This is a genomic window from Selenomonas sp. oral taxon 136, assembly GCF_001554015.1.
Classification (GTDB): domain Bacteria; phylum Bacillota; class Negativicutes; order Selenomonadales; family Selenomonadaceae; genus Centipeda; species Centipeda felix.
On sequence record NZ_CP014239.1, the window covers coordinates 39,740 to 65,401 of the forward strand.

At 51.4% G+C, this 25,662-nt stretch carries 14 protein-coding genes; 8 read left to right on the forward strand and 6 right to left on the reverse strand.

All coding sequences use genetic code 11. The features are described 5' to 3' along the window. Window positions 1–103 precede the first annotated feature (103 nt). From AXE86_RS00220 to AXE86_RS00245, 8 genes are all read left to right on the forward strand, one after another. Window positions 104–1,063 carry an AAA family ATPase gene (locus AXE86_RS00220; protein WP_061943361.1) on the forward strand — a complete coding sequence of 320 codons (960 nt, stop codon included), beginning with the start codon at window positions 104–106 and terminating at the stop codon, window positions 1,061–1,063. Window positions 1,064–1,068: 5 nt separating this feature from the next. Beyond that, the gene (locus AXE86_RS00225; RefSeq protein ID WP_198145274.1) at window positions 1,069–3,417 is read left to right on the forward strand and encodes a S8 family peptidase; all 2,349 of its coding nucleotides are present in this window, start codon (window positions 1,069–1,071) and stop codon (window positions 3,415–3,417) included. A 215-nt stretch (window positions 3,418–3,632) separates the two neighbouring features. Beyond that, complete coding sequence (locus AXE86_RS13540; RefSeq protein WP_071884664.1) at window positions 3,633–3,866, forward strand: helix-turn-helix domain-containing protein; 234 nt, start codon at window positions 3,633–3,635, stop codon at window positions 3,864–3,866. Continuing rightward, entirely contained in the window at window positions 3,853–3,936 is an 84-nt protein-coding gene (locus tag AXE86_RS13545; protein WP_442983650.1) for an IS3 family transposase, read from the forward strand. Before AXE86_RS13540 ends, AXE86_RS13545 begins: the two co-directional genes overlap by 14 nt. Before the next feature lie 247 nt (window positions 3,937–4,183). Continuing rightward, complete coding sequence (locus AXE86_RS00230) at window positions 4,184–7,072, forward strand: ATP-dependent helicase (protein ID WP_061943364.1); 2,889 nt, start codon at window positions 4,184–4,186, stop codon at window positions 7,070–7,072. 14 nt (window positions 7,073–7,086) lie between these two features. Beyond that, the gene (locus AXE86_RS00235; RefSeq protein WP_061943367.1) at window positions 7,087–8,949 is read left to right on the forward strand and encodes a site-specific DNA-methyltransferase; all 1,863 of its coding nucleotides are present in this window, start codon (window positions 7,087–7,089) and stop codon (window positions 8,947–8,949) included. Further along, the gene (locus AXE86_RS00240; RefSeq protein WP_061943370.1) at window positions 8,950–11,577 is read left to right on the forward strand and encodes a TnsA endonuclease N-terminal domain-containing protein; all 2,628 of its coding nucleotides are present in this window, start codon (window positions 8,950–8,952) and stop codon (window positions 11,575–11,577) included. A gap of 375 nt (window positions 11,578–11,952) precedes the next feature. Then, complete coding sequence (locus AXE86_RS00245; RefSeq protein WP_061943373.1) at window positions 11,953–12,867, forward strand: Fic family protein; 915 nt, start codon at window positions 11,953–11,955, stop codon at window positions 12,865–12,867. A 45-nt stretch (window positions 12,868–12,912) separates the two neighbouring features. Here the strand turns inward: AXE86_RS00245 and AXE86_RS00250 are convergent, their stop codons facing one another. The 6 genes from AXE86_RS00250 to AXE86_RS00275 all read right to left on the reverse strand — a co-directional run bounded on the left by AXE86_RS00250 (window position 12,913) and on the right by AXE86_RS00275 (window position 25,598). Continuing rightward, on the reverse strand, window positions 12,913–13,428 hold the full coding sequence (locus tag AXE86_RS00250) for an O-acetyl-ADP-ribose deacetylase (protein ID WP_157064387.1): 516 nt from the start codon (window positions 13,426–13,428) through the stop codon (window positions 12,913–12,915). A 192-nt stretch (window positions 13,429–13,620) separates the two neighbouring features. Then, entirely contained in the window at window positions 13,621–13,968 is a 348-nt protein-coding gene (locus AXE86_RS00255; protein WP_061943379.1) for a histidine triad nucleotide-binding protein, read from the reverse strand. A gap of 66 nt (window positions 13,969–14,034) precedes the next feature. Beyond that, on the reverse strand, window positions 14,035–17,829 hold the full coding sequence (addA, locus tag AXE86_RS00260; protein WP_061943381.1) for a helicase-exonuclease AddAB subunit AddA: 3,795 nt from the start codon (window positions 17,827–17,829) through the stop codon (window positions 14,035–14,037). Beyond that, entirely contained in the window at window positions 17,783–21,379 is a 3,597-nt protein-coding gene (locus tag AXE86_RS00265; protein ID WP_061943384.1) for a PD-(D/E)XK nuclease family protein, read from the reverse strand. The genes addA and AXE86_RS00265 overlap by 47 nt, the downstream gene beginning before the upstream one ends. Further along, entirely contained in the window at window positions 21,376–24,456 is a 3,081-nt protein-coding gene (locus AXE86_RS00270) for an AAA family ATPase (protein WP_061943387.1), read from the reverse strand. Before AXE86_RS00270 ends, AXE86_RS00265 begins: the two co-directional genes overlap by 4 nt. Continuing rightward, window positions 24,453–25,598 (reverse strand): exonuclease SbcCD subunit D, encoded by a 1,146-nt coding sequence (locus AXE86_RS00275; RefSeq protein ID WP_061943390.1) that lies wholly within the window; start codon window positions 25,596–25,598, stop codon window positions 24,453–24,455. Before AXE86_RS00275 ends, AXE86_RS00270 begins: the two co-directional genes overlap by 4 nt. Window positions 25,599–25,662: the final 64 nt, after the last annotated feature.

Here is a 25,662-nt window from a genome sequence, read left to right on the forward strand (position 1 = left end):
TTCGTGCAACAGCCCCTTTGTTATATTTTCAAACAAACGATTGTATTTATCTCAAAACCATAGTATCATATACAATGAATTATACTTCATGGGGGGTGATGATATGGCAACAGCGGATCAAATGAAAAGCCTTGTACGAGCATATGTCGATCATGATGATGCAAGGTTCAAGACCATCGTATTACAGATCGCTGCCCACGAAGCAAAACTAGGTCATGATGCCGTTGCACGCGAGCTTAAGACACAGATCGATAAACTGGGAAAACGAGTGGCTAGTATTGTTCAGCTCACACCACAAAATCCCATGCTTTTATTATCACTACCCAAACATGATCTATCAGAGCTCATTGTTCCGGACGAAATGTCCGAAAAGATTCAACGCATTCTGAACGAATATCGCAATCGGAGCAAACTTCATTCCTACGGTTTGATGAACCGACGCAAAATCTTAATCGAGGGACAGCCTGGGACAGGAAAGACCTTCACCGCCTCGGTCATTGCATCAGAGCTGTCTCTTCCACTCTATACGGTGCAGATGGATAAGCTTGTCACCAAGTTTATGGGAGAGACCAGCGCAAAACTACGTCAAATATTCGACAGCATCAACACACTCACCGGAGTGTACTTTTTTGATGAGTTTGATGCTATTGGAGCGGATCGCAGTCTCGACAATGAAGTCGGAGAAATGCGCCGCATCCTAAATTCCTTCCTCCAATTCATCGATCAGGACACATCTGACAGCATCATCATTGCAGCAACGAACAATCAGAAGCTACTGGATCAGGCTCTGTTCCGCCGCTTCGACGATGTACTGCACTACACACTTCCATCCGAAAACGAAATCCGCCGTCTGCTGGAATCCAAGCTCATCAGCTATTACAGACATTTCAAAATAACAAAGACGCTGATAAAGGCCGCCGACGGTCTCAATCATGCCGAGATCGTCAAAATCTGTGACGACGCCATAAAGACCTCCATCCTATCAGATCAGCCCTTGAGCGCAAAACAGATTGCATATCTATTGCAGGAAAGGAAAAACATCTATTCCTATAAGGAGGCGTAAGACAAATGGCAGTCGACAAAAAGAATATTTTTCTATCCCATACGGCTGCGCCATACCCATATTCCTCTAAATCGCATCCTGTGAAAAAGAATTATCCGCAACGGGATCCGGCGGCTCACGCCGCCTATATTCAGCGAAAACTATCCGAAGCCTATGTTGCTCATAATCTTACACAGAGTCAAGTCGCAGCGATTCGATATAAGGACGGCATTTACCTCGAGGTATCCGGCGCTGCCGGACATGATTTAGAAACACAGGGATTGGAAAGTCCCAGACAGGGAATCCGCCTCGTAAATATAAAAAAAGATCCTCAGACACAAACAGAAACCGCACTCGTATACATCCCCAATGGAAAAGAGTCCTATCTCATCAAAAAAATTGAAAGCTATGCCAACGAAAAAACACCGAAAAACCATCCCAGATATAATGAATTAGTCAGCAGCATCGAGGACATTCGATTAGCCCTGTTCAAATCATTTTGGTTCGATGCTCACACGATGTTCCCAGATGAAGAGCCCGTATGGTGTGAACTTTGGCTGCGATTTGGCGAATATGACAAATCCGCAGAAACTTGGGATAATGCTGAAAAAACGATCACCTCGATATGTCAGGATCTCAACATCCTAATCAACGAAAATCGCATCGTATTCCCAGAACGCCTCGTAAAGCTCATATATGCAAATGCCAACGGTCTAAGATCACTCGTCGAAAGCTGTTCTTTCATCGCCGAGATGCACCGTGCACCCGAGCCCACAGCCTTCTTTACAGAGCTGTCAAATCCCGATCAAAAAGACTGGGCAGACGAGCTATTATCCCGCACAACATTTGAACGTGAAAACGTTGCCGTATGTCTATTGGATACAGGTCTGAATTCTGCGCATCCATTATTAACCTCTGCTGCAGATAACGACCATATTCAATCGGTCGATGCCTCTTGGCGAACAACCGACCATCACGGACACGGCACTGAAATGGCCGGCGTTTCACTCTACTATGATTTGAAACAAGCACTGCTCTCAAAATCTCCGCTGAAGATAGCGCACGAAATTGAATCCGTAAAAATATTACCGCCGACAGGAGAAAATCCACCTGAACTATACGGAGCCATAACAGCGCAGGCCGTCGCGCTTGCCGAAATCGCGAATCCAATGGCAAAGCGTGTCCTATGTATGGCAGTGACCGCTCCCGCCTATAACACCAGAGACGGCAGCCCGACCTCTTGGTCTGCCGCAATCGACAACATCACATCCGGTGCAGAGGAAAATGATGAAAAACGCCTATTTGTAATCAGTGCCGGAAATGTGCATCCAAATGAGTTCGACTCAAGCCCATACCCGGAGACAAACAGACTGCACAGCGTCGAAAGTCCGGGGCAATCATGGAATGCCATCACCGTCGGTGCTTACTCCGATGACAGCACGATCAGCGATCCTGTTTTTCACGGGTTCACACCTCTTGCCAAAGCTGGAGCACTATCCCCCTACAGCTCAACGTCTTCTACTTGGGACAAAAAATGGCCGATAAAGCCGGAAGTTCTATTCACTGGCGGCAATGTTGCATCCAACGGCACCGACTATGATGCCTGCTCCGACCTTTCATTGCTGACAACGAATTATCAGCCGCTCAGAAAACTATTTTCAACCATCTGGGCAACGAGTGCAGCCACAGCACAAGCTGCGTATTTCTGTGCACAGCTGCTCAGTGAATATCCCGATATATGGCCGGAAACTGCTCGTGCCCTGATGATCCACTCTGCTTCCTGGACACAGGAAATGAAAGCGCAATTTTGCACCGAGGATACCAAAAGTAAAGGCAGACGTGATCTCCTGCACACGTGCGGCTATGGCATCCCAAACCTCGCTAAGGCAATCCAGTGCATGAACAACAGTGTCAACATGGTGATCCAGGGAGAACTGCAGCCCTTTGACAAGAAAAGTATGCACGAGATGCACCTGCATACCCTTCCTTGGCCAAAAGAAGTTCTGGGAGAGCTAGGCGAGACTCCTGTTACATTGAAATTGACCCTGTCCTACTTTATCGAACCGGGGCGGGGCGAGGTCGGTTGGAAGGACAAATATCGCTATCCGTCCTGTGGACTTCGTTTCGATGTCATCAACTCCAACGAAACCGAAGAGGACTTCAAAAAGCGCATCAACATGAAGATGCGCGGCGAAGATAAAAAAGACAAAGGCGATGGATCAAGCGGCAGTGACCGCTGGTACTTAGGCGCAAGCAATCGTGATGTCGGCTCCATCCACTCTGACTTTTGCGAACTGAGTGCCGTAGAGTTATCCGACTGTAACCTCATCGCAGTGTACCCCGTTGTCGGATGGTGGAGAGGCGCGACTATCTGAAACGTTATGACAAGAGCGTTCGATATTCGCTTGTCGTCTCCCTATCCACACCGAGCACAGATGTAGATTTATATACACCTATCATTACCCAGATTACTCCTGCGATTGAGATTCCAATTCCAACGCAAAGTTCCTCATAAAAAAGTAGGCAGATCTCGTCATGACCTGACCCCCAAAAGTTAGACTTAGAGAATCTAACTTTTGGGGGTATTGTAATGGCAAAATACAGTACAGAGTGTAAGCTGAAGGTTGTGCAGGAATATCATGCAGGACGCGGAAGCTATAAAACACTATCGAAGCTCTATCATGTTTCGCGCAAATCCATTGAGGAATGGGTAAAGGCTTATCAGGCATTCGGTGACGATGGACTCCGACGCTCCCGTGCACAGCAAACATACACTTTCAAATTTAAGTGTTCTGCGGTAGAATGTTATCATCTACTACAATGAATGCCGCATCAAGGAGTCTCTCGGCTGGCTCAGTCCTGTTCAGTTCCGTCGCAAACATCTCGCCGCATAGAAAAAAGCGCAGGAAATCGCTTTCCCACGCTTTCAGGTCTAACTTTTTGGGGTCACTACATCATTGAGTTGTCTGCTTTTTTATGAGGGATAGCTCCTCGATCTAGGAAGGAATTTTTATCTTCATGAAGAAGTAATTTGAACCATAAGGATTCGAAAAGTATTTTTAAAAAAATGATCACTGAGACCTGAGATAGTAGCTCTGAAATATTTGAGAAAAACATCATAACAGAAGGGACATACGAACCATGTTTGATTTTGGAAATGCAAACGATAGCCAACGAAAGGCGATCACCTCCACAACAGGTCCCGTCCTTATCACAGCGGGGCCTGGGACAGGCAAGACCTATACCCTCGTCCAGCGTACAATCTATCTCATAGAGGAATGTAACATAAAGCCGGAAAACATCCTCATCGCCACCTTCACAGAAAAGGCTGCGAAAGAACTGATCACTCGCATCACGAACGAACTCTCAAATCGAAACATCACAGTAAACCTCAACGAAATGTATGTCGGCACGTTTCATTCACTTTGTCTTCGTATTCTAAAGGAGCATTTGGAGTTTACACGAATACGTAAAAACTACCGTCTCCTAGATGCCTTCGATCAGCAATATATGGTATTTCAGAACATCGATCGTTTCAGAAGCATCCCGGAAATCAATCTTGTTCCGATGACCGGAGGTACATGGAGACAAGCAGGGCGAATCTGTAACTATGTCAATAATCTCTCCGAGGAACTGGTGCTTCCAGAGACCTTGCTCTCCGATCCTGCCCCGACGATTGCAGTGCTAGGCCGCATGATGAAAGAATACCATGATATCCTCACGGAAGATAACCTCGTTGACTTCTCATCGATTCAACGGGAAACCTATCATCTCCTTCGACACCATACGGACGTATTGGAAGAGTTCCACGCCAAGATTACACACATTATGGTCGACGAATACCAAGACACAAACTATATCCAAGAACAACTCATATTTCTCCTCGCAGGAAATCACAAGAACATTTGTGTGGTGGGGGACGATGATCAGGGCTTGTACCGCTTCCGCGGGGCAACCATACGAAACATCCTGGAATTCCCCGGAAAATTCCCCGTCGGTGAATGCCAAATCATACCGCTTGTCATCAATTACCGCTCCAACAGCGATATCGTTGATTTTTACAACGACTGGATGGCAACAACAAGTGGTGCAAAATTCAAATTTCACTGGAATGACTTCAGGTACGAAAAAAGAATCATACCTCACAAAAGGCCCTCATCCCCCTCGCCGGCAGTGGTACGGCTCTCAAGTACAGATGATATTGATGACTGGCATGAGAAGGTTTTGCATTTCATCAAAATGCTAAAATCTTCCGGCAAGCTCAATGATTATAATCAGATTGCGTTTCTCTTCCACTCGGTAAAGTCCAAACAAGCAACCGATCTCGCTAAATATCTGGAAGAAAACAACATAAATGTATACTCGCCGCGCTCGGATATGTTTTTCCAACGCCCCGAGATCAAACTTGCCATCGGCTGCCTCATGCTTATGTTCCCTCTCTATGTACAAGGTCTGGAAAATGATGATTATCGCTTTCTCCAATCAGAACATACACTCTACTACCGGCAGTGCATCCAGCTGGCAAATGACTATTTGATGAAGCCTGTGCATTCAAATCTTCTGAAGTGGATCCGCCGTCGCGGGGAGACTCATACCACTTTGACAGGCACCACGGATTACGCCTACTGCGACCTGATCTATCAATTATTTGAGTTTGATCCTTTCGTTCAGATTCTCGATACCAACCTAGATGCCGGGGTAGTCGATATCAGACCTGCACGAAACATCGCAAAGCTCACACAAATCATCGGGAAATTTGAATATCTTCATCGAATAGATGTTTTGGATGCAAAAAAATATCAGGGAAAGCGCCGTGTTGACCAGAATACGGAAAAACTATTCAACCTCTACCTCCGTCTACTTTATGACGGAGGCATTACAGAGTACGAAGATGACTCAGAGTATGCGCCGAGTGGCTGTGTCTCGTTCCTCACGATTCACCAGTCCAAGGGCATGGAGTTCCCCGTCGTCATTGTGGATTCCTTGTCAAGTGTGCCGAGAAAGAACCTAGATACACTGATGGTAGAGGTTGAGAAGAAATACTTCAAGCGCCCCACATTCGAACCGTATGAGACGATAAAGCTCTTTGACTTCTGGCGCCTCTACTACACGGCATTCTCTCGCGCACAAGATTTACTTGTTCTGACGTGCAACGAAACCACGCGCTCCCCAAGCAAATACTTCAAAGATCCTTATGCGAAACTTCCATCCGTAGAAAGCACCGCATTTGATATAGGTGACTTTGAGCTTCAAACGATAAAAAACGTGAACATAAAGAGCACATACTCGTTCACATCACACATCACAGTCTACGAAACCTGTGCCTTGCAGTATAAATTCTATAAGGAGCTGGACTTCATGCCTGTGCGAACGAACGCGATGCTCTTCGGCACACTCGTACACGAGACGATCGAGGACATACATCGAGCAGCTCTAAGACACGAAGAGCAGACAATCACAGAAAAAAACATCACCCGATGGTTTGACACGAACTACGGATCACTGACAAAGATGGAACACGCATACCTTGCGGCTCCTCAACGAGAGGCGGCGTTGCGGCAGGTGCTTCGCTATGCGGCAAGGCAAAGCGACAACTGGTCGAGCATCCAAGAAACAGAGGTTGATGTATCCCTGGTAAAGCCAAACTATATCATCGAAGGCAAAATTGACCTCATTCGTGGCGAGGGGGATACCGTCGAAATCGTTGACTTCAAATCGGAACGCAAGCCCAATCTAGAAAAAACGAAGGCTCGGCTCGAACGCTATCGACGCCAACTCCACATCTATGCCTATCTGGTGGAGGAACGCACCGGACAAAAAGTCAGCAAAATGCACCTCTATTATACCGGCGAGGATGAGGGCATACCAACGATCACCTACCCGTATACAAAGTCTGCTATAGATGGGACAATAGCAGCTTTTGATGATACAGTGCAGAAGATCATGAAAAAGGATTTCACTCACCGTGCTGATGACGCAAAGATTTGTAGGGAGTGTGATTTCCGATTTTACTGCAAGAAAAATCGCTGATTGGAGATTTTAACATGGATGAACAGATTTCTTTTGAGTTTGAACCCCGCCCCACGATCAAAGGCTTCCCTGAACTTCGCTGGACAGGAAAGCGCCCCTATCGCTCCACACAATACTATCCGGCGCAGCTCCGAGAATCGTATGGTCATGCGCAAGATAGTTGGATGAATAAGATTTTCTGGGGAGACAACCTCCAAGTCATGAGCCATATGATGAAAGAATACCGTGGCCAAATTGATCTTATCTACATCGATCCTCCGTTCGACAGTAAGGCGGACTACAAGAAAAAAATTGCGGTCAGAGGTCTTGGTAAAGCCGCATCGGATAGTTCATCCTTTGAAGAGAAACAATACACTGATATTTGGACGAACGATGAATACCTTCAATTTATGTATGAACGTTTGACAGTTATGAGAGAACTACTTTCTAAGCATGGAAGCATATATTTACATTGCGATTGGCACAAATCCCATTACCTAAGAACCATTATGGATGCAGTTTTTGGATCAAACAACTTTAAAAATGAGATCATCTGGTATTATCGCAGATGGAATATTACAAGTACTTCATTCGCAACCAACCATGATACACTCCTTTTTTATGCAAAAGGTGAAGCGCCACACACATATAACCAACTTTACATTCCTAAAAGTGAAAAATCAAGTGCCCAAGGAAAATCATGGAAAAGTATAATTGGCGAAGATGGTGTTCGTCGCTCCATCCAGACAGATGAGCCAACAAAAGGTGTCCCGATGCCGGATGTGTGGGAAATTTCTATGATAAATCCTGTTGCTAAAGAAAGAACATCTATTGGCTATCCTACACAGAAGCCAGAGGCTCTGATAGAAAGGATAGTAACTGCCTCCTCTAACCCTGGTGATCTTGTCTTTGACTGTTTTATGGGAAGCGGAACGACACAGGCCGTCGCTATGAAGCTTGGCCGGCGCTTCATAGGTGCAGACATCAACCTCGGTGCTGTCCAGACGACGACCAAAAGATTGATCTCCATTGCGGCAGACCTGAAGTCCTCACAGAAATCTCGGGGCTACGATTTCCAAGAGCCCGCCCTTTCGATAGCAGCATCTCCCTTTGCACCGTATCTTTCCTCATCGAAAGAAACGCCGCATGATGGGCAGGAGTCTGCTGAAGAAATTAAAGTTCTGTCCCGAGAAGATATCAAGTACACCGGCTTCGATGTCTATAACGTAAACAATTATGATTTCTTCCGTAATCCCATAGAGGCGCGCGATCTTCTGATTGCTGCTCTGGAAATCCAGCCGTTCCCTCAGAGCAACCTGTGGGACGGGGAGCTGGATGGCAGGATGGTTAAGATCATGCCGATTAATCGCATCGCCACCAAGGCAGATTTGAAGGAACTTCTCGCCAACCTCCCTTATAAAACCTACGAGAAGCGTAAGGGGGAGAATGCAAGCCAGCCGGTAGAACGCATCACCCTTGTCTGTATGGGGCATGAGCCCGATCTCAAGGCTGCACTGGAACAGGAACTCATCGAGTACAAGGTAGATGTCGAGATCATGGATATCCTTCGTGACAAGGCCAGTATCCAACTAAAGAGAGACTCTGAGGCGGAGGTTGTGCGTGAGGGAGAGAAACTCGTCATCCGTGCATTCTACCCCATGAACCTGATGCAGAAGCTCTCGCTCCAGAAGGAGTACATCGAGGACTGGCGCCAGCTCGTTGATTCGGTCATGGTCGATTGGAACTACGACGGTGTCGTCATGCAGCCGTCCGTGACGGATATCCCGAGTAAAGACGAGTGGGTCAGCGGGATCTACGACATCCCGAGTGACGCCGGCACAATCAAGGTCAAGATCACCGATCTCCTCTCTGAGTCGTTGGAACTGGAGGTGTCTTAAATGCCCATAGGATTTGACTCAACTTTTTCTTTCCACCAAGAACTGCTGGACTACTACAACTCCAACCGCAGGAAGATTCGCTCCCGTTATAATGACCTTACGAGAAAATTCCTCGCATACAACGACAGCGAGGAGAATCCCCACGCCTTTTTGCGCAAGCCACAGTTTGAGGCTCTGGAGATATATGTTTTCGTGAAGGAGTTCATGGATAATAAACAGGTCTACGAGATGTTTGATGACTGGCGTCATAGAAGAAATCACTTCTCCGACGCTTCCTACTACTCCATCGACAAAGGCGGTCAGGTCGAAATCTTCGCCAAGGTCACTGAGGAACAGACAGATGTGCTCTTCAAGCAGATGAAGAAATACCGAGAAGAGTACTCGAATTACATCTATGCTCTCACAATGGGGCTAGGAAAAACCATCCTCATGGCCACCTGTATCTTCTATGAGTTTCTGCTCGCAAAGAAGTATCCGAAAGATGTGCGGTTCTGCCACAACGCCCTCGTCTTCGCTCCCGACAAAACAGTTCTCCAGTCTCTCCGCGAAATCATGTCCTTCGACAAAACAAAGGTGGTTCCTCCGGAGTACGCACACGTACTCGATTCGAACATCAAGTTCCACTTTCTGGAGGAATCAGGAACTATCCTTCATACGATTGATGACTCCGATTTTAATATCATTATCTCCAATACGCAGAAAATTATCGTGAAAAAGAGCCGCAAAGAAGTGTCCCCTGCTCAGAAGCTTTTTAACAGCTCTCCTCTGCTTTCCACTGTCTATGGCACAGGCGATGATGTGCAGAGTGACGATGTATGGGATGATGGCACACTGAAGGACAATCAGAGGTTCAAAAAACTCTGTCGTCTTCCACAGCTTGGGGTCTATGTCGATGAGGCTCACCATCTCTTCGGAGCAGATCTGGAAAAGCAGATCCGCTCCGGCAAGACGAATAAAACGACCCTTCGAGACACCATCAATCTTCTTGCAGCAAACACCTCTATCGTAGCTTGCTATAACTACACGGGCACCCCGTATGTAAAGAATCAGGTTCTGCCGGAAGTAGTTTACGCCTACGGCCTGCGTGAATCTATCTGGAATGGTTTTTTGAAAGATGCCGACCCGCTCGGCTTTGAAAATGTCAAGAACGATGCGTTTCTTACCGCAGTCGTCACCACCTTCTGGGAACGCTACAGTACCAAGGTCTACGAGGGTCTAAATCCGAAACTCGCCATTTATGCAGCAAGCATAGAGGAAGCAGTCTCCGAGATACGCCCCGCTCTTGAGAAACTTCTTGTAAAACACGGAATCCCCACATCCAAGATTCTCTTAAATGTGGGCGATGCAAAGTACACAAAAGACGATGACATCAGGAATTTCAACAATCTTGATATCCCTGGAACAGAGGGAAACGAAAAACAGTTCATTATCCTTGTCGAAAAAGGAAAAGAAGGATGGAACTGTCGCTCTCTTTTTGGCGTGGCACTTTTTCGCAGCCCGAGATCAAAAGTCTTTGTTCTCCAAGCAACGATGCGTTGTCTCCGCGCACTTTCAGAGGATCGCCTGACTGCCACCATATTCCTCTCCAAGGAGAATTATGACACACTGGACGAGGAGCTTCATAAAAACTTCAACATGAAGATAAATGATATCAAAAAGCCACCAAGCGGCAATCGACATAAATATCAAGTACGAGTTCTTCCACCGCCAAGGAAGATTACGCTCAAACGAGTATGGCATGAATATAAACTTCATAAGAAGGAGTATTCCGCACCTGTAGATTTCAAATTGACAGACATTGACCTCTCGAAGTATGCCAGCATTATGTATGGACGAGACAGCCTTGCTCGCGATACTACTGTCAAGGAGAAAAATATTGATACTCTCCAAGAGAATATGAGGTACAGTGAACTCTCTCTCTCTGGAGAGGTGGCAAGATACTTAAATATCTCATGTATCCTCGCCGCAAGAATTCTCCGAGAATCTGTAGATGGAATCTCTGCTATTTTGAAGGTGGTCAACCGTTATAATGAGGTTATGGATGATTACATCATCCCCACTGTGTTCCATGCGCTCTTCGAAGTCACCTCAGAACTTAGGACAGAGGACAAAGAGCTAACTCTTCTGCACGAACCGGAGTGTGCAGAATACTACGAGTTCTCTGCGAAGGATGACTTGGTGATCACAAACCGCTACCCAGGCTTTACCCAAGATCAACTTAAGAAGAGCTTCCATGCCGACACTTACTGTTTCGACTCCATTCCTGAGCGGGAGTGCTTCATACAATATATCACCAGTGATAAGGTTTCAGAGATTTACTTCACAGGGATGTTTACCTCCAATCAAGGTGATCTCTCTATCCACTACTATGATCCCGAATCTGGTCGAGTTCGACAATATTATCCGGACTTCCTTGCAAGGATGGCCGATAACTCCTACCGGTTAATCGAAGTCAAAGGAGATAACAAAATTGATGATGCTGTAGTCAAAGCAAAACAAGCTGCTGCCGAGGAGCTCGCCGTGGCGAGTGGCATGAAATATCTCATATATGCCGGCAGCCATATTATCAATTCACACATACTGGCTGAAGGAATCGCTCCTACACAACAGGAATCAATCAACGTTTAATCTGTTCCCACAAAGGCGATACGTCGAAGCGGTCCTATGTGTATTTGGGTACCGAAACGGCTTCTGTTTGCAACAATAAAAACAGACGAACCTATTAGTATTTTCTTAAGGAATCGCTGATAAAAGATGCACCAAGATTGCGGTGCCAAATTTATCAGTACTTCCTTAGATTTGTCTCAATACAACATAATGATATCCTTACAGTCCCCAATCAAATACAGACAGGCACTCTAATTTGAATAGTTTTTATGATCTTCCGCGTTTCGTCAGTAACAGATTTTATGAGTTTAACTTTTCTTCCTTTACTTTTGTGGACAACCTCCTTTACTTTTTCCAATTTTGTGTAATAATAAGTAAAGGGGCGAGGTGAACGTCATGGTTTCATACGGTGGGCTGTTACAAAAGTTAAAATCCAGGCAACTAACAAAGACGGCACTTGCTGCACAGCTGGGCATTTCCTCTCGAACGATCGCTAAAATCGGACGAGGTGAGAGGATTGCCGATCATGTGCTTGTGAGGATTGCCGCATTCCTCGATTGTACGCCGGAGGAGCTCTGTCGCAGTGTGTCGGACAACGTTCTGCTCCAGACGCTGCACGACGAGAAGCAGATCCGAATGCCGGGCGGTCTGTACCACGAGCTTCAGATACGCATGACGTACAATTCCAATCACATCGAGGGCAGCAGACTCAGCGAGGATCAGACGCGAATGATCTTTGAGACGAATACCGTGGATGTTGCCGGAGGTGTTCCGGTCGACGATATCATCGAAACGGTCAACCACTTTCGTGCCATTGACTATGTAATTGACAAGGCGGAGGAGCCTCTCACGGAGGACACGGTAAAGGAGCTGCACCGCATTCTGAAACAGGGCACGAAGGACGCCGCCCTTGGATGGTTTGCCATCGGTGACTATAAGAAACGGGCAAATGCGGTCGGCGGGCGCGAAACCGTCGCACCGAGAGAAGTGCCTGCGCGGATGAATGCTCTCCTTTCCGCTTACGAATCTCTTCATTCGGTCACGATCCATGACATCATCCGCTTTCATCACGATTTTGAACGCATTCATCCCTTCCAAGACGGGAACGGCAGAGTAGGGCGATTGATTGCGCTCAAGGAGTGCCTGCGCTACGCCATTGTCCCGTTCATCATCGAGGACACAAAAAAAATGTTTTATTACAGGGGGCTGTCCGAATGGGAGCGAGAAAAAGGCTATCTGACGGACACCTGTCTTGACGGGCAGGATACCTTCAAAAAGATGATGGCTATGTTTGACCTCTCTGTGGAGTGATCATATTCATTCGTATTCCCTCATCTCATTTCGCCCTGCACATTTTTACCGGAGCTCTCTTTGTAGGTTCTGATAGACCGCATCATCCTGCGCGCTGAAGCTCACGATGGTCACGCACATGCCCGCATCTGGATGTGCGTCAAACCACTCCCGAATCGTCATGAGGGCGATCTCTGCCGCCGCCTCCTTCGGGTAGCCGTAGACACCGGTCGAGATGGCAGGGAACGCGATGGTATGCAGCCCGTGTGCCCGTGCGAGTTCAAGAGAGTTCCGATAGCAGGAGCGCAGGATCTGTGCATCGGATGCACTGCCGCTGTAGACGGGTCCGACCGTATGAATCACATAGCGCGCGGGCAGACGGTATCCTTTCGTGATCTTCGCCGCGCCCGTTTCGCAGCCGCCAAGGGTACGGCACTCCGCGAGGAGCTCCCTGCCCGCTGCCCGATGAATCGCTCCGTCAACCCCACCGCCGCCAAGGAGGCTTCGATTCGCCGCGTTTACGATGGCATCTACGGCGAGCGTCGTAATATCCCCCACGAAATAGACTATCTCATTCTTCAATGCGTTTGTCTCCAACATCATCATTCCTTCCAAAGGATGTATAATCCTTATGTAAAATTTGTTGCATACTCATATTTTACGCCAGAAGCCAGTGTTTGAAAACACCGGCTTCTGTGTTTTTTGCACAAAATTGAGGCTGTTGCACGTTGGTTTCGTGCAACAGCCTCGCTGATGGTAAAATACATACTCTTCTCAGCCGGGCGGCCATGCGAATGCACGTCCGCCGAGAAGGTGAAAGTGCAGATGCCCGACAGTCTGTCCCCCGTCTTCCCCTGTATTGGTGACGAGACGGAATCCGTCACCATCCACGCCAAGGCTGCGGGCAAGCTGCGGAACGACCTCTGTAAGAATATGTGCCGCCAGAGCTCCATCTTCCGCGCCAAAGTCCAGAACGCTGCGGATATGCTTCTTCGGTATGATGAGTACATGCTCCGGTGCCTGCGGGTCTAGGTCGCGAAAGGCAAGCACCGTATCGTCTTCATAGACTTTGGTCGACGGAATCTCTTCCTGTGCAATCTTGCAAAAAATACAATCTGCCATGTAATTCACTTCCTTTCAAGGAATCGCTGATATCAACAGGATTCGACGCAAGGAAGAATTTTCCTCCTATGCACTGGCCGCCTGACGCTCCATGCGTACTTCACGACCTGTATCCAGCAAAAACAGGTAGCATTCCTTCACTGGTCGCCCAAGGATCGTCTCTACGGCATCACAGTATAGGTCAATCTGGAACTGATAGCGTGTGCGTGCATCCTGCGGAGAAATATGACGATCCGTCTTATAGTCGAGAAGAATATAATCGCCGTTTTCTTCCTCAAAGAGGACGTCGATGATACCCTGCAGGAAAATGCGATCTGCCTCGTCCTGTGCCTCCTTATAGTATTTCTTCGCCGGCAGGAGCCGCCCGAACGGCAGCTCACGATATACACGCTTCGCCTCACGCAGACGGCGTCCGAGCGCCGAGGAAACAAACCGCCACACATTGCGGACATCGAGGCTCTGATATGCTTCTTCGGTCAGGATTCCCTGATCGAAAAGGGATCGTGCCTGACGCTCAATGGCCGCAATGTCAGGCACCTCCGCGAAATCAAGATGCTGCATGAGTGCATGCATGGCCGTGCCGCGCTCCATCGGACTCAATGCAGCACACTTTGTCGTGCGCAGAAAACGCGGCACTTCCCATTCCTGCCCGCCTGCCCCCGCGCCGACAGCAGGCGCAAAGGACGGCAGAACCTCCTCATCGGGGAAGTTTTCACGCTTGAGTTCCGTTACGCTGGTCTTTGCGTGGATCTGTTCCGTTCCCCTGCTGTCATACGTCCAACTGAGAACAGCGTCGACATACGGTGCACGTACTCCCGGCGGAAGCGGCTTTCCGCTGCGAATGGCAGAAAGTTCGGCATCTGCCGCCCTCTCCTCCTCACTACGTGACGTACGTACATCTGCTTTCTCAATCTGCACGGTGAATCGCGCTTTTTCATCGCTCCATTCCCGCAGCTGGATGCCCTCGACCCCCTCCATCAAGGCCTGTCCATCGGGATGCCGCATCAGTGTTAGGGCAATCCAGTCCAGATAGCAGGATGCACCGAGGATGGCAGCATCCGGGAACGTCTCTCCCTCCTCCCTCGCGTATTGCTGGCAGAAATCCCGCAGCTGCGCCAAGCGGCTCAAGCCGCTCCGAGAGGTGCGCAGTGTCCCCGTCAGGATGAGTTTTTCCTGCGCGCGTGTCATCGCAACATAGAGGATACGCATTTCCTCCGCGATCGTCTTGCGGCGGATCACCTCTTTGACGCTTCGCCGACCCAGCGTATCATATTTCTGCCGCCCGATTTCCGTGTTCTCATATACACGCACGCCGATCCCAGCATGTGCATGATAGAGGACGTCTCCTGATATATCCTGCGTATTAAACGCACCGGCTATATTTGCGAGAAAAACGACGGGAAACTCCAGTCCTTTACTGCGGTGAATGGTCATGATCCGCACGACATCTTCGCTCTCACCCAATGTCCGCGCGGCAGAGAGATCGGTACTGCGCCGCCGCAGAGCATCCATATAGCGCAGGAAACGAAACAGACCTCGTTCATTCGTACGCTCAAAATCGCCCGCACGATCGATGAGCATGCGCAAATTTGCCTGCCGCAGAATGCCGTCGGGAAGTGCGCCGACATAGTCATAGTACCCCGATGTACGGTATAGATGCCAGAGTAGCTCAGGCACACTGTGCAGCAATGCATCACGTCGCCAGCACCTTATCGTCTGCAGTGCCTCCTTTGCCTTATTTCGTACAGCAGGCGGAACCTCCTCTGCGTCTGCTCCCTTCAGAGCATCGTAGATCGAGCCAACAGGTGTGTGAATGCGCAGCAGGGCAAGTTCCTCCATCGACATCCCGATCATCGGCGATGTGAGGACGGCCGTCAGCGGAGTATCCTGCCGTGCATTGTCCAGGACAGCGAGAAGGGAAAGCATCATGCGTATTTCGCTTGCCTCAAAATACCCTGCCGTATCATCTGCATAGGACGGAATGCCCGCTTCTCGCAGGGCATCCATCAGGATAACTGCCCGTTCCTTTGCGCCGCGCAGCAGGACGACAATATCGCTCCAGCGCAGAGCTTTTCCGCTCTGGACAGTATATCCTGCATCGACCAGCTCTTTGATGCGACGCGCGATATAGTGTGACTCCACCGCAAAGGCAGCCAGCTCTTCGCCCTCATCGTCCGCCTCCTCTGCGGAGTAATCCGCATCCAGGAGATCGATCTCCAACGGCGATGCCAAAGATTTCCCCGCAGGATCGTCGTCAAAGGTGCGTCCCGAATTCAGGCGTGCACTCTGATCGTAGGCGATCTCGACCGCCGACTCCGTCATGATCTGCGAGAATATCTCATTGATGGGCTGCAGCACCTCGGCGCGGCTGCGGAAGTTCTCTGACATGGTGATCAGTTCACCGGCAGAGCTGCCCTGACGATAGGCACGATAGGTATGTTGGAAAAGGCTCGGATCCGCCAGCCGAAAACGATAGATACTCTGCTTCACGTCGCCGACAATAAAGCGGTTGTCATCACGCGCGATCTGCCGCAGGATACCCTCTTGAAGCCCATTCGTATCCTGATATTCATCCACCATGATCGCTGCATAGTATGCACGAAGCTCCTCTGCGATATCCGTCGGATCAACGGAATTCAGATCATCCTGCAGCTGCTCTGGATGCCGACACAGGAGTGCCAATGCACGATGCTCCAGATCACTGAAGTCCAAAAGAGAACGCTCCAATTTCTCCTTTTGAAAGGCATGATGAAAATCCAATGCCAGACGGGCATATTGGCGAATGGCGGTATTCGCTCTATTCTCCGCGGCACAGAGCTCCTCTGCTGTGGCGGGCAGCTGATCGACAGCGGCGTCCCATGCCTTGTAAATGTTCGTTATCTTTTTTTTCAACGCACCGCCAAGCTCTGGATCATAGTTCTCGATGGACTTGTGCGGGATGCTTTTCCGCTGTTTCTTTGCAGCAGCCGCATCCACACGAAAGCGTTCCCATGCCTGATCTTTTGCGCCGCTTATGAGGAGCTGCAGCCCGCCCTGCAGTTCCTCATAGAGATCCAGATTATAATGGATGACTGTCATGTATTTCTCAGCTGCCGTGCGCAGTTCCGCATCCCCCTGCATCAGAACGTCCATTGTGCTGTGGTATCCGGCACATAGATCGGACAGTTTTTCATGCAGCTCTCGCGCCAGCACATCAAACCCACGCCGCTTCCAGTACGGCGCATCATCTTCTTCCTGTCCCTGCCGGCTGAGCCATACCGCAGGCGAAGGCTGACTGAGCGCGAAGTCATAGAGTGCGAGCACCTCTTCCTTGAGTTTCTCATCGTCCCCCTTGACACCTCCATAGGCATCGGCAAAGGCAAGAAATTCATCACTGCTCCCCTGTGCTGCCTCCTCGTATTTTCGCTCAAGGAGTTCATCCATGACATCGCGTTTGAGCAGACGTATTTCCTGCTCACTTGCCAGACGAAATGTCGGAGGAATGTCGGTCGCGTCGATATGCGCCTGCAGAAGTCGCTGGCAGAATGAATGAAACGTGGAAATGTCTGCGCCTGTCAGCAGAATGCGCTGACGCTCAAGGCGGTCAATTTCCTTGCTGATGCCAGCATCCCCGGCAATGGCATCGATCTCCGCATTGAGTGCTGCCTCGATACGCTCGCGCATTTCAAGAGCGGCGGCCTTCGTAAAGGTAAGAACCAGAATACGATCTAGGGACAGCTCCTCATTCCGCACCTGCGAAATAATCCGCTCCACCAATACGCGCGTCTTCCCGGAACCTGCCGCCGCTGCCACGAGAATATTGTGTCCTCTCGCATCAATCGCACGCTGTTGGTCTGCTGTGAATGTCAGCCGATCCGCCATCGCAATTCCCCTCCTCTACGATCCGTGCAATTTCTTCCATCGCCTCCTGCGCATTATCGGCGATATCATGATATACGTCCCCCTGCCGAAGTGTAGGATCGAAAGCGCAGATGGTATGATAGTCACAATACGTACACGCATTGCGATCCTGAAAGCGATAGGGGTAGACGCGGATATCTCCGTGCAGAATGTCCTCCGCCGTCGCGCGGATCAGCTGCGGCAAAAAGGAAAGCAGCTGCTGAAATTCCTCGTGTGAACGCACAAATTTCGCCGAGGATTTGGAGAGACTGTTATCTTTGTTGAACGAGATGCAAATATGATCCGCCGCCTGATCGAGCTGCTTCATGATATCCGCATCGTCGAGCAGCATCCCCGTGAGTGCCATGCCCTTCATCACCTGGCGTCGGAGAGCCGTCTCATCCAGGCGCACGTTACAAGGGACAATTGGGTTTTTCACCGGAGCATAGAGCATCCCTGCGGGAAACACCTCCCCCGTATCCAGGATGGAGCGCACGACGAAGAGATACAGGAGAAGCTGCATCTTCAGTCCGTGCCGAATCTCAGGCAGGAGGAGGGACGTCGCCCCCGTTTTATAGTCGAGAACCAGATAGTAGGCATGATGATCCATCACATCCAGACGGTCGATCTGCCCGCGCAGAGAGAGTGTCATGCCGTCCGCAAGCGGAAAATCCGCCAGGCGGACGCCGTCATTTCTGCGCCCGAAGCTGATCTCAAACCCATAGGGATGAAAGGAAGATGCCGCCGCCCATGACGTAAGATGCTGTATTGTCTGTTGTGCTGTGCAGCGGATCCTTTCGATGCGGTGCCGATAGCTGGCACGGCTCATCAGCACGGTGCTGTGCACCTGCGGGATCAGTTCCTGCAGCAGTTCCTCGATCTTCTCTGGAGCTTCTGCCAATGCCACGCACCAATCGTTGCCGTATGCACTGCGCACCCACTCACCGTAACCGCGCAGGATGCCGTGCAGAAGTGTCCCGAAGTCATTGCTCTGAAATTCGTAGCGATCACGCTGCTGCAGCCGCAGCCCGTACATAGCAAAGTGGCGGAACGGGCACTGGCGAAACGTCTCCAGCCGTGTGGTACTTCCGCTGAGCCGACGGTCGCGCGTAAACAGCCGAGCTGCCACGGGAGCAGGGATGGACACTTCGCGCGGTGGGAGAAAAAGTCCATGGAGCATACGCCGCAGGAGCGGCTGCATCACAGCATCCTGCAGCATCCAGTTGTAGACATCCCCCCACATGGCGGGCATTTCCCCGCGCTCTTTCTTTTCACGCAGCGCAGCAGTCAGATGCGAGAGTGCAGGATACGGTGCAGAGAGGAGCAGCGGATCATCTCGCCCAGCCAAGGCAAGCGGGATGGAGAAAAAGGAACTGCTGATTCGGCGCAGCCGTGCGATCAGCGGCGACGGAGCAAGGGTCGAACCATCCACCGAAGAAAGCGCATACGACACCCAGAGGTAGTCGCGTGCCTCCGTAAATCCACGGTAGAGCTGATACCGTTCCAAAAAGCTCTGCTGTGTGCGCCCCCCAAAGGCGGTATGCCCGGAATCCGCTCCCGCCGTCTGAAGAGACTCACCGATGAAGAGGAGTTCTGTATCGGAAAATACGCCGCTCGTCGTTCCCGCGCGCGGCATGATGCCGGCATTCGCCCCAATGACAAAAACAGCACGCGCTCCCGCGATGCTGTTCTGATCAAAGGAGGCAACGGTGACATGATCCAGCCCCGGCGGAATCAGGGCAATGGACATGGCGTCAAGTCCATCGCTCAAGAGCTCCTCATAGTCCCGGCTCGATAGCGGGTCGTCTCCGCGCACCTCGACCAGCTGATCAAAAAGTGCCATACAGGAGCTCCAGATCTGGCGATGAGCGGCAGCATCCGCCAATCGACCTTCCCGATCTGCCGTTTCGCTCCACAGGCGGAGTGTCTGCGGAACACATAACTCATCGAGGAAGTCGTAGAGTGCCTTCGTACGCACACGCGCCGTGCTCTCATGCCGTCGCAGGTGCCCGGTCAGGAGGGAAAGCGGTTCTGCAATCCGACGGCGCAGATGATCCAGCCACTGCTCTTCCCTGAGGCGTTCTTCCTCCTCGTCCAAATGCAGCTCATGTTCTGTGACCCGCCGCTGGACAAAGTCCCACGGCTCTGTCGCCGTCCACTGTGATTCACTGCGAATCCCGTAGGCAAGGCAGTAGTTTTCCAGACGATCGACAGCCTCCTGCCAATCCGCACAGAGTGGAGGAGCATCTTCGTCCTCCTCTGCTTCGAGCAACGGAAAGAAGCCTGTGCGCAGCGCACGGAAGACAGTCTCATACGCCCACCCACGCCACGTCATCTGTGCAACAGCACGCAGGAGCTCAGCAAGCGGATGATGCGCACTCGGGCGTTTGACATCCAGATAAAATGGAATGCCGCAATCCGCAAAAGCAAGTGAGAGCAGATCGCCGTAGAGATCGACATCACGCACAAGCACGGCGATCTCGCGGTAGCGATACCCATTGTCGCGTGCGAGGCGGAGGATGTCTGCCGCCGCCGTCTCCACCTCAAGACGCGGATTGGCTGCCTCGACGATACGTATGGAATCATCCTTCGCGGGCGTGATATGTCCGTGGCCGAACAGCTGTGCTTCCAGCAGACGAAGCCCCTCCGTCCGCGCCCGATGCTGCACTGGCATCAGTCGAATTCCAATCTCCGCCGATGGCTGCTCATCCGTAAAGATCTGCTGCAGGAGGTGCATCGTCTGATAACTGCGCGCAAACAGCCCCGTATCATAGATATTTTCCGGCAAATTGGTAAATACATGCGTTCCATCATCACGTCCGTCCATCGTGAGGCTGACATGAACGGTATCAACAACGCGAAACAGCGCGCGAAAGACCGCAAGTTCCTGCGGATTGAAAAAATCGAATCCGTCCACCCACAGTTCGGCGCCGCGCAGAAATGGTGCATCAATGAGCTGTGCGGCGAGCCGCTCCATCCGATCGGTGTGATCGGTCAGTCGCCCCTCCATGCGGGCAGCGAGTTCATCCATGATCGTGGCAAGCTCTGTCAGCTTCGCTGACAGCCGTGCATGCTCTCCTGTACTGACATCTGCTGCCTGACGCAGATGATCGGAGCTGAGCCGATCACGCTTCAGTTCTGCGATCGTATGCCCGAGTACCTCCGTAAACCCACGCTTGTGCACGGAGCGCTGAAAGACGGAGAGTTCTCTGCTGTGCTGCAGCAAAATATCCTTGAGCAGGATACGCCTGCCGATATCGCTGATGCGCGGCAGATGTTCCCCGCCGGTCTCAAGCAGCACCTGCCGACCAAGGCGACGAAACCCAAATACATACACTTGAAGGAATCCCGCTCCATGCGTCAGAGCCTCGGCCAGTGCCCGCTCCGCCGCATAGGTCATGTGCTCGGGAACGAGAAGGATGCGCTGACGCCCGAGCGGCTCCTCCCGCAGCACATCCTTCATCGCCGTGAGACAGTCATATGTTTTGCCCGTACCCGACCGCCCAATGATAAACTCCAGCCATGCCGTCATAATGCCAATCTCCCGCTTTGCGTAAAGGATGCATAGCTGCCGTTCTGCCCGCGGCACACTTCCAGATGGACGGGAATCCGTGCACGCAGTTCCTCGATGTGAGAAATGATGCCAACCAGCCGACCGCCCTCACGCTGCACATCGAGAAGCGCGCGAATGGCAACGTCAAGCGTCTCACTGTCCAGAGATCCGAAGCCTTCGTCGATGAAAATCATATCGAGATGCATTCCGCCCGCATAATGCTGCACGACATCCGAGAGCCCAAGTGCCAGTGACAGGGAGGCGAGGAATGTCTCTCCGCCGGAGAGGGTGCGTGCGAGACGCGGGAAACCCGTATACTCATCAAAGACATCGATCTCAAGCCCCCACCACTTCTTCTTTTGTCCGCCCTCCCCGTGGATAAAGCGGTAACGTCCCCGGCTCATCATCATCAGCCGCTCGTTCGCGGCATCGATGACATCGGACAGAATCGAGCGCAGGACATAGGTCTGAAAATGGATCTGATAGGGTGGTTTTGCCGCAGCGACATTCGCGAGTTTCCCGATCACACGGTAGCGCTTATCGCGGGCTGCTCCCGCCCGTTCCAGCGCATCCATTTCCTTGGTCATGCGCGTATAGAGAGCCCTGCGCTCCATGCGGACGCCCTGTGCTCGCGCGCTGTCCTGCACACGCTGATCGGCGATGCGCTCCGCTTCGGTCAGTGCCTCCATGTCCGGCGGACAAAGCCCCTTTGCTGCTGCCTCGGCCGCCTTCACCAGCTCCTCTGCCGCCTGAAACGCCGTATCATACGCGGTGATACGTTCACGTACTTTTTCCAGATAGTCGCTCTTTGCCCAGTCTCCCACAATCGCATGATGGTATTCTTCCTCGGTCAGAAAATCTGCTGCACAATATGCAGCCGTATACGCTTCCTGCGCCGCTTGCCGCACTTCTTCCGCTTCCTTCAGAACGCGCTGCGCCGCCGCCTTAGCACTCTCCGTACGAGCACATTTCTGCTCCGCCGCCTTCTCACGCTTCTCTGCTTCAGCGCGGGCGGTTTCCGCTGTTTTTACTTCCCGTTCCAGAAGTGCCGCCGCTTCCCGTACTGCCTCTGCATCACGATACTCCTCGGGCAGCTGACGCTCCAATGCATTCTTCTCCCCCTCATGAAGCCCTATGAGATTACGATTCTTTTGAAGCAGGGCTTCCTGCTCTTTCTGCAGCTCTTTCCGCGCAAAGAGCTGATGCTGCTCTTCGGCATACGTTTTCTCAAGGGCTTTGCACGCATTCTGTGCACGGCGGAGCTGCTTTTCCCGTTCCGCGACACGCACACAGAACGCCTCCATGGTTTCATCCGCGAGAAGCTCTTTTATGTGTTTTTGCTCATGGAGAAGCTCCTGCTCAAGCCGAAGGCACGCTGCCTTTTCCTGCTCTGCCTGAGCAGTGCATTTCTGCAGCTCCTTTTCTGCTGTTTCCACATGCTGCATGCATACATCCATCTCTTGTGCGGACGGGATCTCCTCCGCATGGACGGCAGGACTTGGATGTGCGAGAGATCCGCAGACCGGACAAGGTGTGTCTGCCTGCAGTGTCTGCGCCAGACGTGCGGCACTGCCCATGTCGTAGAGGGTGCGCAGACGGCGCTGCGTCGTCCGTACGTCGGATAATGCCTCCTCTGCCGTCTGCAGTTTTTTCTGCGATTTTTTGACACGTGTGCGTGCTGATGTCAGTGCATCTTCTAGTTCACGTATGTGGTCCGACGCCTTTTGGCAGTGTTCAAGCCGTTTCTTCTCCTGCTGAATGATCTCACTCCCGACCAGGATCTGATGCAGTCTTGCACGTTCTTCTTCGTACTTCTTCTGTGCCTCGGTGAGACGTTCAATCTCCGCTGCGCCGCTTTTATATTTTTCTTCTCCCTCTGCGGCACGGACGCGAAGATCGCGCAGGGCAGAAGTACATTCCTGGTAACGGTTCGCCAGCGGAGCGTAATCCCTCATGCGGCGCAGCTGCTCCACATTTTGCGTATGCTCATCTGCATGGGCTTCCACTTGCTTTAGGCATTCTATGGATGCATCATGTTCCGTCTTCGCAGCAGCGCAGTCCTTTGCTGCGGATACGTATGCCTCTCTGCGGGTGCGTTCCGTGTTCAACGCTTCGATGTAGCTGCGCTCCTTGTAGAGCACCGGTTGTGCACGCTGTGCACGTGACAGGCGTACACGAAAGTTGCGGACAGACTCTGCCTGTTCGCGCTTTTTTTCCAAATCACTTTGTGCCGCATCCCGTGCACTGAGTTTCTGCTGTGCAGCAGCCCCCTCTTCACGTGCCCGCCGTGTACTCTTCTGCACCTTTTCGAGCTCCCGTAAGATTTCGTCCTGACGGCGTATCTCCTCCGAAAGTTCAGAGAGACGCGTGCGGAGTTCGTCCGATGACGCCATTCCCTCTGCGCGCAGAATGCCTTCCGCGCGCTCACGCTCCGTCTGTGCCGTCCGCTCAAGCTGCTGTGCCTCTTTCGTCAGTGCTTCTTCAATGCGCTGATACCGTTCCGTACGGAAAATACGCTGCATAATGGCGCTGCGATCCTTGACTTCTGCCAACAAAAACCGCTGAAACTGTCCCTGTGGGAGGAGAACGACCTGACGAAACTGGTCAGCATCGAATCCGATCAGCTGACTGATGCGTTCCGAGACATCCGTGATATTCGCGGCAAGCAGTTTTTCCTCGCCTGTCTTGCCAACATCGGGCAGTCGAAATAGTTGTCCCGTCGCTGCCCGCCGCGTCATCTTTCCGCGTGACATACGAGAATAGGCAGGAGAACGCAGCACGCGGTAACGACGTTGCCCGAGCGCGAATACATACTCCACCTCCGTCGTCCGATCCGGCGATGCTGTAGAGGAACGCAGCATTGCTCCCTCGCGTATATCCCCGCTGGACTCTCCGTAGAGGGCGAATACGATCGCGTCCAAAATAGTGGTCTTTCCGGAGCCCGTCACTCCATGGATCAAAAGGAATGGGGCATCAGCAAGGGCTGTCTCAAAATCCAAAATCTGCTCGTCCACATAGGAGCCGAACGCCTGGATGCGGAGTTTCAGCGGTCTCATTGCATTCTCTCCTCCTGTTCCAACGCATCGATGATATGCGTAAGTTCCTCGGTCTCCTCCTGCGTCATTTTCTCCGTGGTCATCTCCGCATAGAAATCCGCAAAGAGATGGAGATCTGACTTGCCGCGCTCATAGTTTCGCACTTCGTTGGAGGAATGTCCCATGTGAATGTTCGGGCGCGTGATGAGAAAAAGATTTGGGTAGACGCGACGCAGCTTTTCATGGGCGGCGAGTACGGCATCTGTGTCGGTAAGCTCCACGCAGATATAGTCCTCGTGTGAAAGAGGATCGAACTCATCAGACATGATCTCAGCCATTTTTCCTCTCACGATCCGCACATCATGCCGCGGTGTCAGCGGATAGAATGTGTGGGAGACAGCCCCTGCCGCATCGATATCGACCAGTGTGACTCCCTTTTTCTGATGTGACTCATCAAAGGAATACTTGAGCAGAGATCCGGCATAGCGAATCTGCTCCGCCCCCGCGCGCTGGGGCGCGTGCAGGTGTCCAAGCGCCGTGTAATTGTATGGCCTGAATTTATCCGCGTGTACCTGATCACTGCCCCCCACGGAGAGGGTATGCTCGGATTCGGAGGTCTGACCGCCGATCACAAAGGCATGGGCAACGGCAACACTGCGTGCGCCCTGCGGTATCATCGCCCGTGAGGAGGCAATCTGAACATCCAATGCCGTATCGAAGGACGGCGTTTCGTCCAGTGAAAAAGACTCGCGGATATGCGGCGGATCGCCATAGGGAAGCAGCGAGAAGTACACGTCCCCGAATGCATCGGACAGCACGACGGGAGCTGCCTCCGCGTCGAGAGTGCCTGCAATATACACGCCGGAGGATTGCAGCAGCTGTGCACCGAATGCCAAACGAACTGCACTGTCATGATTTCCTGCAATACAGAGGACCTTGATCCCCTGCTCTGCCAGTCGTGTCAGCACTGTATTAAACAACGCTACGGCTTCGGGCGGCGGCACTGCCCGATCATAGACATCGCCCGCGAGAACGAGTGCATCCGGTCGGACGTCGCGGCACAGCGCCAGAAGTTCTTCCAGCACATACGCCTGGTCTTCCGTCATGTGCCGCTGTCCGAAAAGTTTGCCCAGATGCCAGTCTGCTGTATGGATAAAGCGCATAATAGACCCTCATATTGGATGACAACAGTCTGATTTCATTCGTACGATCGTCGATAGCTTTCTC